At 67.7% G+C, this 16,560-nt stretch carries 13 protein-coding genes and 1 pseudogene; 10 read left to right on the plus strand and 4 right to left on the minus strand.

The annotated features are described in order from the left end of the window. Positions 1-77: 77 nt before the first annotated feature. The 3 genes from KHO22_RS30735 to KHO22_RS30745 all read left to right on the plus strand — a co-directional run bounded on the left by KHO22_RS30735 (position 78) and on the right by KHO22_RS30745 (position 4,024). Complete coding sequence (locus tag KHO22_RS30735; RefSeq protein ID WP_211950959.1) at positions 78-1,079, plus strand: Bug family tripartite tricarboxylate transporter substrate binding protein; 1,002 nt, start codon at positions 78-80, stop codon at positions 1,077-1,079. Positions 1,080-1,356: 277 nt separating this feature from the next. Further along, positions 1,357-2,526 (plus strand): MFS transporter, encoded by a 1,170-nt coding sequence (locus KHO22_RS30740; RefSeq protein ID WP_211950960.1) that lies wholly within the window; start codon positions 1,357-1,359, stop codon positions 2,524-2,526. Between the two features lie 43 nt (positions 2,527-2,569). Next, the gene (locus KHO22_RS30745; RefSeq protein WP_211950961.1) at positions 2,570-4,024 is read left to right on the plus strand and encodes a PQQ-dependent sugar dehydrogenase; all 1,455 of its coding nucleotides are present in this window, start codon (positions 2,570-2,572) and stop codon (positions 4,022-4,024) included. A gap of 18 nt (positions 4,025-4,042) precedes the next feature. On the opposite strand, the gene KHO22_RS30750 is transcribed toward KHO22_RS30745, so the two are convergent. Next, positions 4,043-5,224 (minus strand): BamA/TamA family outer membrane protein, encoded by a 1,182-nt coding sequence (locus tag KHO22_RS30750; protein WP_211950962.1) that lies wholly within the window; start codon positions 5,222-5,224, stop codon positions 4,043-4,045. 231 nt (positions 5,225-5,455) lie between these two features. On the opposite strand from KHO22_RS30750, the gene purT reads away from it, so the two are divergent. Continuing rightward, positions 5,456-6,661, plus strand: a complete 1,206-nt coding sequence (gene purT / locus KHO22_RS30755) for a formate-dependent phosphoribosylglycinamide formyltransferase (RefSeq protein WP_211950963.1) — start codon at positions 5,456-5,458, stop codon at positions 6,659-6,661. A 3-nt stretch (positions 6,662-6,664) separates the two neighbouring features. On the opposite strand, the gene KHO22_RS30760 is transcribed toward purT, so the two are convergent. Further along, positions 6,665-7,978 carry a mechanosensitive ion channel family protein gene (locus KHO22_RS30760; RefSeq protein ID WP_211950964.1) on the minus strand — a complete coding sequence of 438 codons (1,314 nt, stop codon included), beginning with the start codon at positions 7,976-7,978 and terminating at the stop codon, positions 6,665-6,667. 133 nt (positions 7,979-8,111) lie between these two features. After that, positions 8,112-9,365 (minus strand): cyclic di-GMP phosphodiesterase, encoded by a 1,254-nt coding sequence (locus KHO22_RS30765; RefSeq protein WP_211950965.1) that lies wholly within the window; start codon positions 9,363-9,365, stop codon positions 8,112-8,114. Positions 9,366-9,586: 221 nt separating this feature from the next. On the opposite strand from KHO22_RS30765, the gene KHO22_RS30770 reads away from it, so the two are divergent. The 4 genes from KHO22_RS30770 to KHO22_RS30785 all read left to right on the plus strand — a co-directional run bounded on the left by KHO22_RS30770 (position 9,587) and on the right by KHO22_RS30785 (position 13,164). Further along, positions 9,587-9,880, plus strand: a complete 294-nt coding sequence (locus tag KHO22_RS30770) for a putative quinol monooxygenase (RefSeq protein WP_211950966.1) — start codon at positions 9,587-9,589, stop codon at positions 9,878-9,880. 136 nt (positions 9,881-10,016) lie between these two features. Beyond that, the gene (locus KHO22_RS30775) at positions 10,017-11,021 is read left to right on the plus strand and encodes a cysteine synthase A (RefSeq protein WP_211950967.1); all 1,005 of its coding nucleotides are present in this window, start codon (positions 10,017-10,019) and stop codon (positions 11,019-11,021) included. 98 nt (positions 11,022-11,119) lie between these two features. Continuing rightward, on the plus strand, positions 11,120-12,562 hold the full coding sequence (pdxR, locus tag KHO22_RS30780; protein ID WP_211950968.1) for a MocR-like pyridoxine biosynthesis transcription factor PdxR: 1,443 nt from the start codon (positions 11,120-11,122) through the stop codon (positions 12,560-12,562). A 164-nt stretch (positions 12,563-12,726) separates the two neighbouring features. Beyond that, positions 12,727-13,164, plus strand: a complete 438-nt coding sequence (locus KHO22_RS30785) for a carboxymuconolactone decarboxylase family protein (protein WP_211950969.1) — start codon at positions 12,727-12,729, stop codon at positions 13,162-13,164. A gap of 41 nt (positions 13,165-13,205) precedes the next feature. On the opposite strand, the gene prpR is transcribed toward KHO22_RS30785, so the two are convergent. Continuing rightward, positions 13,206-15,224 carry a propionate catabolism operon regulatory protein PrpR gene (gene prpR, locus KHO22_RS30790; protein ID WP_211950970.1) on the minus strand — a complete coding sequence of 673 codons (2,019 nt, stop codon included), beginning with the start codon at positions 15,222-15,224 and terminating at the stop codon, positions 13,206-13,208. Positions 15,225-15,479: 255 nt separating this feature from the next. Here prpR and prpB point away from each other — a divergent pair, with 255 nt between their 5' ends. Beyond that, a complete protein-coding gene (gene prpB, locus KHO22_RS30795) occupies positions 15,480-16,388 on the plus strand; it encodes a methylisocitrate lyase (RefSeq protein ID WP_211950971.1) in 909 nt (302 codons plus the stop codon). Between the two features lie 34 nt (positions 16,389-16,422). Beyond that, a pseudogene (locus tag KHO22_RS30800) lies at positions 16,423-16,560 on the plus strand (2-methylcitrate synthase); the annotation flags it as partial.

Raw genomic sequence — 16,560 nt, forward strand, 5'->3', positions numbered from 1 at the left:
CCTTTGCGCCGGCCGCTTTGCCATCCACGCCTTGCAGCACCCGCAGCACAACAGACCAAACCATGGAGGAGACACCCATGACCACCCGGCTGCCACAATCGCTGTTCAGGAACTCCGCCGCGCTGATGCTTCCGGGCATCCTGGGCGCGGCCGCCCTGCCTAACGTCGCGCAGGCCGCGCCCGCGTGGCCCGAAAAGCCCATCACCATCATCGTGCCCGGTGCGCCCGGAGGCACCACCGATATCCCCACGCGCCTCGTCGCGCAGAAGCTCTCGGCCCTGCTCGGCCAGCCCGTCGTGGTGGACAACCGCCCCGGCAGCGGCGGCATCATCGGCACGCAGACGTTCATGCGCGCGCCGGCCGACGGCTACACGCTGCTGGTCGGCAATACCGGCTCCCACGCCATCAACTACAGCGCCTACAGGCTGCTCACCTACAAGCCGCAGGATTTCATGCCACTCACGGACATGATCTCCTTCCCGAACGTGCTGGTCGTCAACGCACAGTCGCCGTACAAGACCGTGGGCGACCTGGTCGCGCAGTTGAAGAAGTCGCCGGGGAAATACTCGTACAGCTCGGCGGGCATCGGGCAGACCACGCATCTGACGTCGGAACTGTTCCGGCTGCGTACCGGCACCGAAGTCATCCATGTGCCATACAAGGGCTCCACACCGGCCACCACCTCGCTGCTGGCGGGTGAAACCACATTCATGTTCGACAACCTGACGCAGGCATTGCCGCATATCCGCGCAGGCAAGCTGCGCGCGCTGGCCGTGACCAGCGCGGAGCGCCTGCCCGGCCTGCCCGATGTGCCTACCATGGAGCAGGCGGGCATCAGGGACTTCGTGGTGATGGGCTGGCTTGGCGTATTCGCACCGGCGAAGACACCGCCCGCGGTCGTTGCCACGCTGCAGGATGCGCTGGTCAAGGCCATGCGGGATCCCGAGACCGTGGCCAGGTTCCGCGAGATGGGCGGCATTGCCGGTGGCGAGCCACAGCCGAAATTCGCCGCGCTCGTCAACAGCGAAGTCAAACGCTGGGGCGAGACCATCAAGGCGTCGAAAGTCAGCCTCGATTGAGGCGTGTTTGAGACGCATGCGGGCGGAGCCTGCGCGGGCCTGGCCGATAGCCGCACAGGACATTGGCCCCGCGCCGCCGGGCGGGTGCCAGGCACATTGACACCCGTCCGGCCAGCCCCTACGCTGGCTTCACCTGATGAATTCAGCGCCTGCTTAATCTTCATGCGGAGCGGCGCGACACCATCGGGACAACAATAACGACCCGAGACATCCCTCCGTGCCATCCCGCTTCGACGCGCTCCGCCCGGCGCTCCCCATCCTCCTGGGCGCCTCCGTTATGTTGAGCCTGGCCATGGGCCTGCGCCAGAGCCTGGGCATCTTCATGCCGCCCCTGACGAAGGACATCGGCATTTCGGTGTCCGACTTCACCGTGGCCATTGCCGTGCAGAACCTGGCCTGGGGCCTGCTGCAGCCGCTCGCGGGCGCGTGGGCCACGCGCGTCGGGTTCCGGCCGCTGATGATGAGCGGCTCGCTGCTCTACGTGATCGGACTGGTCCTGCTCTGCACCTCGCACGGCCTGGTCGGCGTGACGCTGGGCGCCGGCGTGGCCATCGGCGCGTCGATGGCCTGCACGGGCAGCGCGATCTCCATGGCGGTGGCGGCGCGGCCGGTGCCGGCGGCCATGCGCAGCACGGTGCTGGGGCTGGTGTCGGGCGCCGGCTCGCTGGGTGCGCTGATCGCCGCGCCGATCGGCCAGGTGGTCGCGCAGTCCTTCGGCTGGCGCACCGGCGTGGCGGCGTTCGTGATCCTGGCATTGGTGATGCTGCCCGCGGCCTGGTTCGCCGGCCGGGTGGACCGCCTGCCTATCGCCACGCCGCAAGGCGCGGACCAGGACAATGCACGCCAGGCGCTTGGCACGGCGTTGCGCCACGTACCGTTCCTGGTCATGGCCATGGCCTATTTCGTGTGCGGCATGCAGCTGGTATTCCTGACCACGCACCTGCCCTCCTACCTCGATATCTGCGGCATGGACCCGATGCTCAGCGCGAAGGCGCTCGGCGTCATCGGCGGCTTCAACGTACTGGGCAGCATCTTCTTCGGATGGGCTGGCGGGCGCGTCAACAAGCTCTTGCTGCTGGGCTGCATCTACACCATCCGCTCGCTGGCGCTGACCTGGTATTTTTCGTCGGCACCCACGCCCGCGAGCACGCTGGTATTCGCGGCCGTGATGGGTTTCCTGTGGCTTGGCGTGGCGCCGCTGGTGGCAGGCTGGATCGGCGAGACCTTCGGCCTGCGCTGGCAGGCCATGCTCGGCGGCATGGCCTTCTTCAGCCACCAGATCGGCAGCTTTGTCGGCGCGTTCGGCGGTGGCCTGGTGTATGACGCGCTGGGGTCGTACACGCTGGCCTGGCAGGTCGGCGTGGGGCTTGGCCTGACTGCCGGTCTGGCGCAGATTGCCTTTGCCGTAGCGACGCAGCGCCGCCCACCGGCGCTGGCCACGACCTAGTGTCCTGAACTAGTCTTCGTTGGAAGGCCCAACGGAGACATCCATGCCACGTGCACGAGCCGGCATCCGCCGCGCGGCCCTGCTGCTGCTCGCCTTCATCCTGGCGGCCTGTGGCGGCAGCTCGCAGGTGTCCATCACGATCGGCACGCCAGCTGCCTCCGCACTGGCCGTGGTCATCACCGGGCTGCCGTCGGGCACCAGCGGCGATGTGACCGTGAACGGGCCAGCCGGCTTTCGCCAGCGCCTGGGCAGCAGCGCCACGCTGTCTGGCCTGGCGGCCGGCGTCTACACCGTGGTGGCGGCAAGCGTGCTGTCCGGCTCGGCCGCGTTCTTTCCCCAGCCTGTCACGCAGCAGGTGACCGTGGGCAATGGCACGGCAAGCGCCACCGTGACATACGGGACGTCGCAGCCCTTCGCGCTGGCGCTGCAGGAAGTTGCTGGCGGCCTCGCGGCGCCGGTCTTCCTGACGTCACCCGCCAATGACGCGCGGCTGTTTATCGTCGAGCGCGCGGGGCGCATCCGTGTGATGCAGGGCGGCACGCTGCTGGCCACGCCGTTCCTCGATATCGCATCGCTGACGACCACGGACGGCGAGCGCGGCCTGCTGTCGATGGCATTCGATCCCGCGTACGCGGCAAACGGGCGCTTCTACGTCTACTACACCGACACCGCCGGCAATATCACGATCGCGCGCTACCAGGTCTCCGCGTCGAACCCCAATGTCGCCAACACGGCGGCCACCATCCTGCTCACCATCCCGCACCCGAACTTCAGCAACCACAACGGCGGGCTGGCAGCCTTCGGGCCCGACGGCATGCTCTACCTGGGCACGGGCGATGGTGGCGGCGGTGGTGACCCGTCGGGGAATGCGCAGAACCTCGATTCGCTGCTGGGCAAACTGCTGCGCATCGACGTTACCAGCGGCCAGCCCTACGCGATCCCTCCCGGCAACCCGTTCGCGGGCCAGCCCGGGCGCCGCGGCGAAATCTGGGCAAGCGGCCTGCGCAACCCCTGGCGCTTTGCGTTCGACAGCACGGACGGCACGCTCTACATTGCCGACGTGGGTCAGGACCAGCGCGAGGAAATCGACGTGGCCCCGTCTGCCACGGGCGGCTTGAACTATGGCTGGAACCGGACCGAAGGTTCGGCATGCTTCGGGGCGCCGACCTGCAGCATGCAGGGCATTACCCAGCCGCAACTCGATTACGGCCACGATGCGAACGGCGGCTGCGCGGTAGTCGGCGGCTATGTCTACCGCGGCGCCGCCATGCCGCCCTTGCGCGGCCGCTATCTGTATTCGGACCTGTGCAGTGGCTGGCTGCGCAGCTTCGATTTTCGCGAAGCAGCGGCAGAGCAGATCGACTGGGGCATCGCCGTCCCGGGCAGCGTGCTGTCGTTTGGCGCGGACGCGCAGGGCGAGATCTACGTGCTGGCCGACCCGCTTACCTCGTCCGGCAGCGGCAAGGTGTATCGCATCGTCCAACGCAACGCGCCGTAAATCCTGCTCCGCGGCTACTCAGTGCCACGCGCTGCCGAGCTGGATATAGAACGCGTTCTGCCCCTGGCTGTGGGCTACGTCGATGCCCATGGACACGCCGAGCTTGCGCGCGATCATGTAGCGAAAGCCGGCCCCCACGCTGTAGACCTTGGTGGCATCGGAGAAATCATGCCAGCGGCCGTAGGCCTTGCCGGTCCCGGTGAAGCCCAGCAGCGCCCAGCGTGGCGTGACGTCCCAGCGCAACTCCATTTCCGCCATGACGGCGTTGCGGTCCTGGTAGCGGCCCTTCTGCACGCCACGCAGGTCCACGTAGGGCTGCGCGTAGAACGGCACGTCGCCGGTGGAAAAGCGCGTGTCGGCGCGCAGCCCGAGGATCAGCGTGCGCGCCAGCGGCAGCCAGGTATAGCCGCGCGCGTTATACATGTCGAAGGTCTGCGTGCTGCCCAGGCCGGGGCGCGCGAACTGCACCTCCAGTTCGGCATAGCTGCCCTTGTTCGGATAGAAGATGTTGTCGCGCGAATCGTAGTCGACGACGATCCCGCCCTTGCCGATGCGCTGGTCCTTGTCGATGCTGCCGAGCTCGTCGGCATTGCCGAACTTGAAACGCGTCGACGCATCGAACAGCATGTAACGCGGGCCCACGTACCAGCGCGAATCGCCAATGCGCGCCAGGAACTGCTGGATCAGGAACGTGCCCTGCAGTTCGTAGGCGCGCGGCTGGTTCAGCAAGCCAAAGTAATCGAGCTGGGCGTCGACCTTGGCAATGGCGCCGAGATACCGGTACCGGTCGCCGTCCCAGGTGTGGAAATGGACCAGGCCCGCGGCCCAGGTGCCGTTATCCGTATAGGCGCCGCCGATGGCGGTGATATTCGGCGGTGACGGTCCGTTGCCGGATGCCTTGGCATGGGCCTCGGCCACGGACTCGGAAAAGAACACCAAGCCGAGCCCGATGCCGTAACCCACTGCAGGTTCGGTGATGATGGTCGGCACGGGCAGCGCGCCCTTGTGGTTGAGCAGGAAGTCGCTCGCATCCAGCATGCCGTCTTCGGGATCAAGGAACGACAGGCTGCGCGACGGCTTCGCTTGCGCCGGGGTGGCGGGCGCGGCCTCCTGCGCCTGCGCCGCGCCCCATGTCGACAGGCCCAGCGCCGCCAGCCACGCAGCCAGCATGTTCCGGGCGGATCTTGGCGCAGTGGTCATGCTCGTCTTTTCCCGTACCCGGCTGTCTGCCGAAGCTAATGACCGAATGTATCGCGGCAAGCCGGCTCGGGGCGGCATGCCGTCATGAAACTTTTCGAGCGGCGAATTCAATGGCATGCCCCGCGCAGACGTTGCGGCGTGCGCCCGCCCGCGACAGGGCCGGACCGTGAAGGCCGGCGCCGGCCTGCACTACAATGCGGGCTTTCCCAGCTTCGCGAGCCACGACGCCCCATGACCACCATCGGAACCCCCCTCTCCCCTTCGGCCACCAAGGTCATGCTGCTCGGCTCCGGCGAGCTCGGCAAGGAAGTGCTGATTGCGCTGCAGCGGCTCGGGGTCGAAACCATTGCCGTGGACCGCTACGAGAACGCCCCCGGCCAGCAGGTTGCCCATCACGCGCGCACCATCGCGATGAGCGATCCGGAACAGCTCAAGGCGCTGATCGAAGCGGAAAGGCCGCAGCTCGTGGTGCCCGAGATCGAGGCCATCGCCACGCCGATGCTCGAGTCGCTCGAAGCCGCCGGCGTGGTGCGCGTGATTCCCACCGCACGGGCCGCGCGCCTCACCATGGACCGCGAAGGCATCCGCCGCCTCGCCGCCGAAACGCTGAGCCTGGCGACCAGCCCGTACAAGTTCTGCGATTCGCTCGAAGAACTGCAGGCCGCGATCGATGGCGGCATCGGCTACCCGTGCGTGGTCAAGCCGGTCATGAGCAGCTCGGGCAAGGGCCAGAGCAAGATCGACGGACCGGAAGGCGTCACGGCCGCGTGGGACTACGCGATGGCCGGCGGCCGCGTGAGCCACGGCCGCGTGATCGTGGAAGGCTTCATCGACTTCGACTACGAGATCACGCTGCTGACGGTGCGCGCGCTTGGCGCCGACGGCCAGGTCGAGACGCACTTCTGCGCCCCGATCGGCCACGTCCAGGTCAGCGGCGATTACGTCGAAAGCTGGCAGCCGCACCCGATGCACCCGGCGGCACTGGAAAAGGCCGAGCACATTGCGCGCGCGGTCACCTCGGACCTCGGCGGCCAGGGCCTGTTCGGCGTGGAACTGTTCGTCAAGGGCGAACAGGTCTGGTTCAGCGAAGTCAGCCCGCGCCCGCACGACACCGGCATGGTCACCATGGCCACGCAATGGCAGAACGAGTTCGAACTGCACGCGCGCGCCATCCTGGGCCTGCCGGTCAGCACGGCGCTGAAGAGCCCCGGCGCCAGCGCCGTCATCTACGGCGGCGTGGAGGCACGGGGCGTGGTGTTCGACGGGGTGGACGAGGCGCTGCGCGTGCCGCAGACCGAGGTGCGCCTGTTCGGCAAGCCGGAAAGCTTCGCCACGCGCCGCATGGGCGTGGCGCTGGCCTATGCCGACGATGTCGACACGGCACGCGCGCGCGCCAAGGAAGCCGCCGGGCGCGTCAAGCCGCGCGTGGCAGGCTGACGGCTACCGCATCGGCGATGCCTTCTTCTCGGGCATCGTCGCTTGCGCCGCCGCGACCTGCGCCGCGGCCAGCACGGGGTTGATGCGTGCCCCGGTCAGGTCCGCGCCCGACGGCGCCTGGTACAGGCGCAGGCTCAACTCGGGCAGGATCGCCAGCAAGTGATCGAACAGATCGCCCTGGATGCGTTCGTAGTCCATCCACGCGGTCAGCCGCGTGAAGCAGTAGACCTCGACCGGGATGCCGTGCGAATCGGGCTCCATCATGCGCACGTTGAGCAGCAGGTCCTGGTGGATTTCCGGGTGCGCCTTCAGGTAGGCAATGCCATAGGCGCGGAAGGTGCCGATATTGGTCAGGCGGCGGCGGTTGACGGCGTCGCTGCCGGCCTCGACCAGCAGCCGGTTGGCCTCGTCGACCTCGGCCTGCTTCTGCTCCAGATAGTCATGCAGCAGGCGGAAACGCATCAGCGCATGGACTTCATCGTCGCTCAGGAACCGCACGCTGCCGGCGTCCAGGCGCAGGGTGCGCTTGATGCGGCGCGCACCCGATTCGAACATCTGGCGATAGTTGCGGTAGCTTTCCGAAAACAGCTTGTAGGTCGGCACCGTGGTCACGGTGTTGTCCCAGTTCTGCACCTTCACCGTATGCAGGGCGATGTCCTTGACGTAGCCGTCGGCATTGCATTGCGGCATCTCGATCCAGTCGCCGATGCGCAGCATGTCGTTCGAGGTCAGCTGCGTGCTGGCCACCAGTGACAGCAGCGTGTCCTTGAACACCAGCAGCAGCACCGCCGACAGCGCACCCAGGCCCGACAGCATCCACAGCGGCGAGCGGTCGATCAGGATCGACAGCACCAGCACGCCGCACACCAGCCACAGGCCCAGGCGACCCACCTGTACATAGCCCTTGATCGAACGCGTCTGCGCGCGCGTGCTGCCGGCGTAGACGTCCTGCCAGGCGCCCAGCGCGCCGACCATCATCATGAAGAGGCAGATCCAGGTGCCGGCGTGCGTGATCCGCTCGACGGCCAGCGCGTAGCGGCCGATATTCGGCACCTCCCCGGCGCCCACGGTGATCACAGCGAACCACACGGCATAGCCGAAGCGCCGGTACAGCCGGTGACGCATGAGCGCCTTGCTCCAGTTGCCGTTGCCTGAGATCACCAGCAGCCGGTGCGCGATGCGCGAGACCACCTTGGCCACCAGCCACTGGGCCACCGTGGCGACCAGTATGAGGATCGCCATGTAGACGAGGTTCTGCGCCCACGGACGGGTGGGCATGTAGTGCTGGATCAGGTCCGGCAGGGCGTCTAGGTCCATGAAGGCGGGAAAAGGCGGGTCACTCAGCCGCACAGTGTACAAAAATGCGGCGGGCCCGCCCTCGCCCGTCACGACGGCAGCAGTTTCAGCCCCCCATGCCGACGAAAATTAGCGCGATCAGCGCGAGCCGGGGCTAGCCCGCAGGCATCGCCGCGGCTGTTGCCTGCGCCGCGCCAGGCCGCCCCTGCCCGGCGTAGATAGCCAGCAACTGTTCGTCGGTGTAGCCCCAGTCGGCCGGGTCTTCAAAGGCCACCACGGTGTCGTCGCTGTGGCGCAGGTCGATGACCTGCGGCGTCAGCGCGCGCGAATCGGGCACCGAGTAGAACGCCATCACGCGCGGGCGCAGCGGCTCGGCCTCATGCTGGGCGCAGACCACCGCCAGCCGGTTCGAGCGCAGCCGCAGCACCGTGCCGAGCGGGTAGATGCCCACCGTGCGCGTAAAGGCCTTGAACACGCGGCGGTCGAACAGCGTGTCGACGCGCACCGCCATGTATTCCATGGCGCGCGCCGGCGACCATTCCTGGTGGCCCGGGCGGCTGGAAGTCAGGGAATCGTAGGTATCGCAGATGGCCGCGATCTTGGCGTGGACGCTCAGTTCGCGCCCCATCAGTCCGAACGGATAGCCGCGGCCGTCCACGCGCTCATGGTGGTGCACGCAGACGTCCAGCACGACGTTGGCGTTCACGCGCGCTTCATTCAGGATGCGGTAGCCCGTCGACGGATGGCGGCGAATCTCCTCGTCCTCGCCGGGCTTGCGGGAAGCGGGCTTGTGCAGCACGGCCTCGGGCAGCGTCAGCTTGCCGATGTCGTGCACCAGCCCGGCCAGGCCCAGATCGCGCACCTCCTCGGGCGGCAGTTCCATCGTGCGGCCGACCGCGACCATCAGCGCGCACATGGCGAACGCGTGCATGTAGCTGTAGTCGTCGCGCGCCTTGAGCCGCGCCAGCGCGATCAGCGCCTGCGAATGCCGCGACAGCGACTGCGACGCCGAGTCCACCAGCAGCAGCGCGCCGTCGACCTCCAGCGCGCGTCCCATGCGCACATCGGTGAACATGGAGCCGATCACCGACTTGCCCGACTGGAGCAGTTCGCGGGCGTGGCCGAACTCGGCTTCCAGGCTGACGGCGGCGACCGGGGCAGTGGCAGGGGCAGGTTCGGGCTCCGGCGTCTCCCAGGGGCTCAGCGCCGCCGGCGGCGTTGGCGCGTTGCGGCCCCTGAGAATGTCGATCCAGACCTCCTGCACCCCCGAAGACCGGATCTGGCTGACCTGATCTTCGCTGGTCACCAGGAATTTCGATCGCGAGAATGCGCGCGCATGCCAGGGTCCGCCCAGCCTGGCAACGAACATGCCGACCTGCAGTTGCTCCGCCTTGATTCGTCTCAACATGCATTGCCCCGTTTGAAAAGGTGCCTCGTTCCCGGCCCCTATCGGCATCCGCGGCCAATACTTTAGGAAAATGTGCATCTGGAACCGAGCCGGCCGCCGCTGTCAAGCCGCCGGAAAATGCCCAGACGGGCTCCTCGGGCATTCCGGCCTCACCGCCTGGCGCGGCTACAATGGCCCGCCAAACGCTTACCTGACGCCCGCAGACGCTCGCCGGTCATCCCATGTCCAGAACGTACACGCTAGTCGGCATTGCCCGCGCCAAGACCAATCGCCGCGAAGCTCTGGTGACCCAGCTCGATTCGCTGCGCACGCGCGGACTGACGGAGCCAGGCTGCCTGAACTACCACGTCGGGCAGGACGCCGAAGATGCTGAAGTCTTCGTGGTCTACATGGTCTGGGACTCCAGGGGCGCCCTGGAATCCCACCTGAACCGTGAATATATGCGTGACTTCCACGCCACACGACAGGAGCTTGTCGAAGGCGACTTCCGCTTCCGCTGGCTGAATGCCGCTTAAGGGCGCCGCTTAAGGGCACTCAAGGGCGCCACCTGAGGGCCCGACGCCCTCGCGCCACCAGTCTTGTCAATCTCCGCTGCCCGGTCTATCACTCTGGATGACGCCCCATGCCTTGCGGGGCGCGCAGGAGCGCTCCATGGACGTGAGGGATGGTTTTGTCGGCACGGTCGGACACACGCCGCTGATCCGGCTCGGCGGGCTGAGCGCCGAGACCGGCTGCGACATCTATGGCAAGGCTGAATTCCTGAATCCCGGCGGCTCGGTCAAGGACCGCGCCGCGCTTTACATCATCCGCGACGCCGAACGCCGCGGCACGCTCAGGCCGGGCGGCACGGTCGTCGAGGGCACCGCGGGCAATACCGGCATCGGCCTGGCGCACATCTGCGCGGCGCGCGGCTACCGGTGCATCGTGGTCATCCCCGATACCCAGTCCCCCGAAAAGATGGAGCGCCTGCGCATGCTCGGCGCCGAGGTGCGCGCCGTCCCGGCGAAGCCGTACGCCGACCCGGACAACTACCAGAAGATTGCCGGCCGGCTGGCGGAGCAGACCGAAAACGCCATCTGGGCCAACCAGTTCGACAACGTGGCCAATCGCCAGGCGCACTACGAGACCACCGGCCCGGAAATCTGGCATGACACCGCCGGACGCATCGACGCCTTCGTCTGCGCCACCGGTACCGGCGGCTCGCTGGCAGGGATCTCGCGCTGCCTGAAGGAACACACGCCGCATGTGCGCATCGTGCTCGCCGATCCCTGCGGCAGCAGCCTGTACAACTTCGTCAAGCACCGCGAACTGAAGTCCGAGGGCAGCTCGATCACCGAGGGCATCGGCTCCAGCCGCGTCACCGCGAACCTGCAGGACACCGCGATCGACGACGCCGTGCGGGTCGAGGACCAGGCCTGCGTCGACATGGTCTATCGCCTGCTGCGCGAGGAAGGGCTGTTCCTGGGCGGCTCCACGGGCATCAATGTCGCGGCCGCCGTCGCGCTGGCGCGCGAGATGGGTCCGGGGCACACCATCGTCACCCTGCTCTGCGACCGCGGCGATCTTTACTTCGGGCGGCTCTTCAATCAGGATTGGCTGGCCGGAAAGGGCCTGGTGCCCGCGCCATTCACGCGCACGGCACCGCGCGCGGGCTAGCGCGGCGCGCGGCGGTCCGCTCGGGCGCGGCCACGCTGGCCAGCCCTCTCGATACCCCCTGCCGATCCCCTCCACCAACCACCCGCAAGCCAGACCAGATGGATGTCCACCTCACGATCCACGGCCGCCAGGGCCTGGCCGGCCAGATCTATCGCCAGCTTCGCGCCGGCGTAATGGACGGCCGGCTCGCGCCGGGCCAGCGGCTGCCTTCGACGCGGGAACTGGCGCTGCAGCTCGGCGTCTCGCGCAAGACCACGCTCGACGTGTTCGAACGGCTGATCGCCGAAGGCTACCTGCGCTCGCGCGCGGGCGATGGCACCTTCGTGGCCGACGCCATGACACGGCTGGCGCCGCCGCCGCCCATGCCGGCCACCTCGCCGGCGGCGGGATCGATCTGGGCCCGGCTGGAAGACGCGCTGCCGATGACGCCAGCGGACACGCCGCCAGCCTATGACTTCGTCGGCGGCGTCACCGACAAAAGCCTGTTTCCGTTCGACCAGTGGCGCCGCTGCGTCAGCCACGCGCTGCGCGTGCAGGCGCGTGGACGCGGCACCTACCGCGACCCGGCCGGTGAACAGGAACTGCGCCAGGCCGTGGCGAGCTACCTGGCCTTCAGCCGCGCCGTGGTCAGTCACTGGCACGAGGTGGTCATCACGCAGGGCGCGCAGCAGGCGCTGGACTTGCTGACCAAGGTCTCGGTCCGTCCCGGCGAGGTGGTCGCCATGGAAGATCCCGGCTATCCGCCCGCGCGCATCATCTTCGCCGCGCTCGGAGCGCAGGTGGTGCCGGTGCCCGTGGACGAGGAAGGGCTGGTTGTCGACGCGCTGCCGGCCAACGCCCGGATGGTCTACGTCACGCCGTCCCACCAGTTTCCGCTGGGCATGCCCATGAGCCTGGAGCGTCGGCTGGCCCTGCTGGAATGGGCGCAGCGCCACGGCGCGCTGGTGGTGGAAGACGACTACGACGGCGAGTTCCGCTTTGAAGGCCGCCCCATGGAATCGCTCAAGAGCCTGGACACGGCCGGCGTGGTGGCCTACGTGGGAACCTTCTCCAAGACCATCTTCCCGGAGCTGCGCGTGGGCTATGTGATTCCGCCCGCCCCGCTCGGCTCCGCGCTGCGCCGGGCCAAGCAGGTAGGCGACTGGCACAGCTGCACCATGACACAGGCCGCGCTGGCCAAGTTCATGCTCGACGGCTATTTCGCCAAGCACCTGCGGCGCATGCACAAGGAGTACGCCGCGCGCCGCGCCGCGCTGCTGGAACACCTGCGCGGCGACCTGGCACCGTGGCTCACGCCGCTGCCGTGCGCGGTAGGCATCCACCTGGTGGCGGCCATCCGGGCGCCTCAGGACGAAAGCGACATGATCCGGCGGGCGGCGGCAGAATCGGTCGGGCTATACGGCATGGCCGGCATGTTCGTCAGCCAGGCTCCGCGGCCTGGCCTGCTGTTCGGCTACGGAGGCATCGGCGTCACTGCGATCCATGCCGGGCTTGCGCGCCTGGCCAGCGCCCTCGCCGGCCGACGCCAGGACGCCGCCTGAGCGTTGCAAGCCGGGCTGGAAGCCGGGTTGGAAGCCCTTTTTCCACTGGTTACCTAAAATTCGTCAGAATCGGCCATTTTGGATAGCCACTCCGCGTCCTACTCTTGTTCCTGTCACGGCGCCCGCTGGCGCCGCGCAACCCACACACCGAACCGGAGCAAGCGATGCAACAACGTCTGGATTTCTACAAGGCCAGCCCGGCCGCCATCAAGGCCGTCATGGGACTTGAAGAGCAGATCGGCAAGAGCGGGCTGGAAAAGCCGCTGGTCGAACTGGTGCGCCTGCGTGCGTCGCAGATCAACGGCTGCGCCTACTGCATCGACCTGCACACGCGCGACGCGCGCAAGGGCGGCGAGGACGACCGCCGGCTGGCCACGCTGTCGGTATGGCGTGAAACGCCGTTCTTCACGGATCGCGAGCGGGCCGCGCTGGCGTGGACCGAGGCTGTGACACTGGTGTCGCAAGACCACGTGCCGGACGCGGCGTGGGAAGCCGTGCGCCCGCATTTCGACGAGGCGGAGCTGGTCAACCTCACGCTGCTGATCAACGCCATCAACACGTGGAACCGGTTCGCGATCGCGTTCCGCAAGACGCCCGCCTGAGGCAGGCGGCAGGCGCCCTCAGTCGGCCCTCAGTCCGCCATTCACTCCGCCTTGAGCCGCCGCCACAGCGTGGTCGGGCTGATCCCGAGGATGTGGCACGCCGCGTTGCGATCCCCGCCGCATTCGGCCAGCACCCGGCGAATATGCTCGGTTTCGCTCGCCTGCGCGACACCCGCCAGCGAACGGCCGACGCGGCGCGGCCGGCCACCGCGCGCGGACTCCTGCGCCGGGATGTCGGCCACGATCCGCGTCTCCGGCGTCCCCGGCATCCCCGGCATCCCCGGCACCTGGCCGGCATCATCGCCGAACAATTCCGGCACCGCGCCATGCAGTTCGCGCTGCAGTTCGGCGGGCTCCAGCGGACGGCCCGCCACGAGCACGGCAATGCGCTCGGTCACGTTTTCCAGTTCGCGGATATTGCCCGGCCAGTGGTAGCCGGCGAGGCGCACGCGGGCCGCTTCCGGCAGGCCGTCCCGGTGCTCCAGCCCCAACCGTTCGAGCGCGCGCCGGTAGAGCAGGTCAGCCAGTTCCGGCAGGTCCTCGGCACGCTCGCGCAGCGGCGGCACCTCGATGCGCAGGATGTTCAGGCGGTAGTAAAGGTCCTGGCGAAAACTGCCTTCGCGCACGCGCTGCGCGAGATCGCGGTGCGTGGCTGCGATCACGCGCACATTGACCGGCACGGCCTCCAGCCCGCCGATCGGCAGCACCTGTTTTTCCTGCAGCACGCGCAGCAGCCGCGTCTGCAGCGCGGGCGGCATGTCGCCGACCTCATCCAGGAACAGCGTACCGTTGTGGGCCGACTCGAACAGGCCCGCTTTCCCGCCGCGTCGCGCGCCGGTGAAAGCCCCTTCCTCGTAGCCGAACAGTTCGCTTTCCAGCAGGGTCTCGGGGAACGCCGCGCAGTTGACGGCCACGAACGGAAAGGCGCGGCGCGGGCTGGCGTCGTGCATGCCCTGTGCCAGCACTTCCTTGCCGGTGCCGCTCTCCCCGCCGATCAGCACGGTCGAATCGACCGCCGCATAACGCCGCGCCAGATCGCGCAGGTGCGCCATGGCGGCCGAGGTGCCGGCCAGGTCTTCCAGGCTGTAGCGCACGCCCGGCAGCCGCGTGCGGCTGCGCGAGCGCAGGTTGCGGTCCACGCGCTGGATGGCGGTGGCGTCCTGCAGGGTCAGCAGCGCACCCGTGGTGCCGGACTCATTGACCAGCGGGATGCGGTTGACCACGACCATGCGGTCGCCCACTTTCTGGATCGCTTCGAGTTCCTTCGTGCCGCTCTGAATCACGTCGTCCAGCGACAGGCCCGGCGACAGCGCCTGCAGCTTGCGCCCGACCGCATTCGCGGCCGGCGTGCCGAGGAAACGCTCCATCGCCGGGTTGAATGACTGGATGCGCCCTTCGCCGTCGACCGCGGCCACGCCCTCGTTGAGGTGCGCAAGGATGTTGTTGACGTAGTCGCGCCGCCCGGACTCGATGCGCCGCAGGCGCGCCGCCTCGATCGCATCCTCGAGCGCCATGCGCACGGAATTGCCCGAGTACAGGAATACGCCGATCAGGCCGAGCCGGTCCGCCAGGTCCGTCACCAGGCCGGGCCCGACCACCACTTTCACGCCCTCCTGCTTGAGCGTCTGGACACGCGCGGTGGCGTCGTCCTCGGTCAGGTAGGTGTAGGCGGGGATCGACAGCGAAAACGCGCGCGTGAATTCGTCCACCTCCGCATACGTGGAAGCGTGCGTCACGAGCGCCACATGGGGCGAAATGCGCCGCGCGGTCGACAATGCGCTCATCACGTCGAAGCCGGTCACCTTGACCAGCACGACCGGAAGATCCACGTGCTGGCGCAGGTAGGCACCATTGGAGCCGCCCGACACCACGACGTCGAGCTTGCCTTCGCGCGCCTCGCGCCGGATGGCATCGGCCGCGGAGTCGTAGGCACGGCCGACGATGCGGAACTCCGCAAGGTGGGAATAGGCGGGAATCAGTTCCGCGAAGGCGCGCTGCAGACGGCTGATGCCGAGTGCCCAGATGCGCGGCAGGCCGGGAGGAGAGACTGGGGGTGGCATGGTGCTTCAGGCGTAGAGTGCTGCTATTGTGCCCGCGGCCGATATGAATTTCAATCATGAAATTCGAATTCCACCCATGCAATGCAATAGCGCGATGAAATGACTTCCGACGCGTTCCATGGCCCACCGGCGGCGTTGCAATCATCCGTAAAATCAATGGGTTAGACACATCCGCAGGTCTCGCCGGGGTGGCTGGCATACCCCTTGCAGTATTGGGCCCGTTCCTTCATTGCCTGAAAACGAGACACCACTACCATGACCTATTCCGCATCCGACCTGGCCCGTTCGGCCGGCGCCCGCTTCCGCCAGGCCCTGGCCGAAGAGCATCCGCTGCAGGTGGTGGGCACCATCAATGCCAACCACGCCCTGCTGGCCAAGCGCGCCGGCTACCGCGCCATCTACCTGTCGGGCGGCGGCGTGGCCGCGGGCTCGCTGGGCCTGCCCGACCTGGGCATCTCGGGCCTGGAAGACGTGCTGATCGACGTGCGCCGCATCAGCGACGTATGCGATGTGCCGCTGCTGGTCGATGTCGACACCGGCTTCGGCTCGTCGGCCTTCAACGTGGCCCGCACCACCCGCTCGCTGATCAAGGCCGGCGCCGGCGCCATGCACATCGAAGACCAGGTTGGCGCCAAGCGCTGCGGCCATCGTCCGAACAAGGAAATCGTCACGCAGACCGAGATGGTGGACCGCATCAAGGCCGCCGTGGATGCCCGTACCGACGAGAACTTCGTGATCATGGCGCGTACCGACGCGCTGGCCGTGGAAGGCCTGGAAAGCGCCATCGAGCGCGCCGTGGCGTGCGTCGAGGCAGGCGCCGACGCAATCTTCCCGGAAGCCATGACCGATCTGGCCATGTACCGCAAGTTCGTTGACGCGGTGAAGGTGCCGGTGCTGGCCAACATCACCGAATTTGGCGCCACGCCGCTGTTCACCACCGACGAACTGGCCGGCTCCGGCGTATCGATGGTGCTGTACCCGCTGTCGGCCTTCCGCGCGATGAACAAGGCCGCCGAGAACGTCTACAACGCCATCCGCCGCGACGGCACCCAGAAGAACGTGGTCGAGACCATGCAGACTCGCGCCGAACTCTACGAGAGCATCGGCTACCACGCCTACGAACAGAAACTCGACGCCCTGTTTGCCCAGGGCAAGGCCAAGTAAGGCCAGCCGAACCGCACCTCACAAGGAGACCCTGATGTCCGAAGCACAACCGATCGCCACCCCGAAGCCCAAGAAGTCCGTTGCCCTGTCGGGCGTGACCGCCGGTAACACCGCACTGTGCACGGTCGGCCGCACCGGCAATGACCTGCACTACCGCGGCTATGACATCCTG

This window comes from Cupriavidus yeoncheonensis, assembly GCF_905397275.1.
GTDB lineage: Bacteria > Pseudomonadota > Gammaproteobacteria > Burkholderiales > Burkholderiaceae > Cupriavidus > Cupriavidus yeoncheonensis.

What these genes read in the sequence shown, in the direction of transcription:
- KHO22_RS30735 (WP_211950959.1), top strand. Translation starts at nt 78, where the DNA reads ATGACCACCCGGCTGCCACAATCGCTGTTCAGGAACTCCGCCGCGCTG.
- KHO22_RS30770 (WP_211950966.1), top strand. Translation starts at nt 9,587, where the DNA reads ATGTCCAGAACGTACACGCTAGTCGGCATTGCCCGCGCCAAGACCAAT.
- KHO22_RS30765 (WP_211950965.1), bottom strand. Translation starts at nt 9,365, where the DNA reads ATGTTGAGACGAATCAAGGCGGAGCAACTGCAGGTCGGCATGTTCGTT.
- KHO22_RS30785 (WP_211950969.1), top strand. Translation starts at nt 12,727, where the DNA reads ATGCAACAACGTCTGGATTTCTACAAGGCCAGCCCGGCCGCCATCAAG.
- KHO22_RS30745 (WP_211950961.1), top strand. Translation starts at nt 2,570, where the DNA reads ATGCCACGTGCACGAGCCGGCATCCGCCGCGCGGCCCTGCTGCTGCTC.
- pdxR (WP_211950968.1), top strand. Translation starts at nt 11,120, where the DNA reads ATGGATGTCCACCTCACGATCCACGGCCGCCAGGGCCTGGCCGGCCAG.
- KHO22_RS30775 (WP_211950967.1), top strand. Translation starts at nt 10,017, where the DNA reads ATGGACGTGAGGGATGGTTTTGTCGGCACGGTCGGACACACGCCGCTG.
- KHO22_RS30740 (WP_211950960.1), top strand. Translation starts at nt 1,357, where the DNA reads ATGTTGAGCCTGGCCATGGGCCTGCGCCAGAGCCTGGGCATCTTCATG.
- prpB (WP_211950971.1), top strand. Translation starts at nt 15,480, where the DNA reads ATGACCTATTCCGCATCCGACCTGGCCCGTTCGGCCGGCGCCCGCTTC.
- prpR (WP_211950970.1), bottom strand. Translation starts at nt 15,224, where the DNA reads ATGCCACCCCCAGTCTCTCCTCCCGGCCTGCCGCGCATCTGGGCACTC.
- KHO22_RS30760 (WP_211950964.1), bottom strand. Translation starts at nt 7,978, where the DNA reads ATGGACCTAGACGCCCTGCCGGACCTGATCCAGCACTACATGCCCACC.
- purT (WP_211950963.1), top strand. Translation starts at nt 5,456, where the DNA reads ATGACCACCATCGGAACCCCCCTCTCCCCTTCGGCCACCAAGGTCATG.
- KHO22_RS30750 (WP_211950962.1), bottom strand. Translation starts at nt 5,224, where the DNA reads ATGACCACTGCGCCAAGATCCGCCCGGAACATGCTGGCTGCGTGGCTG.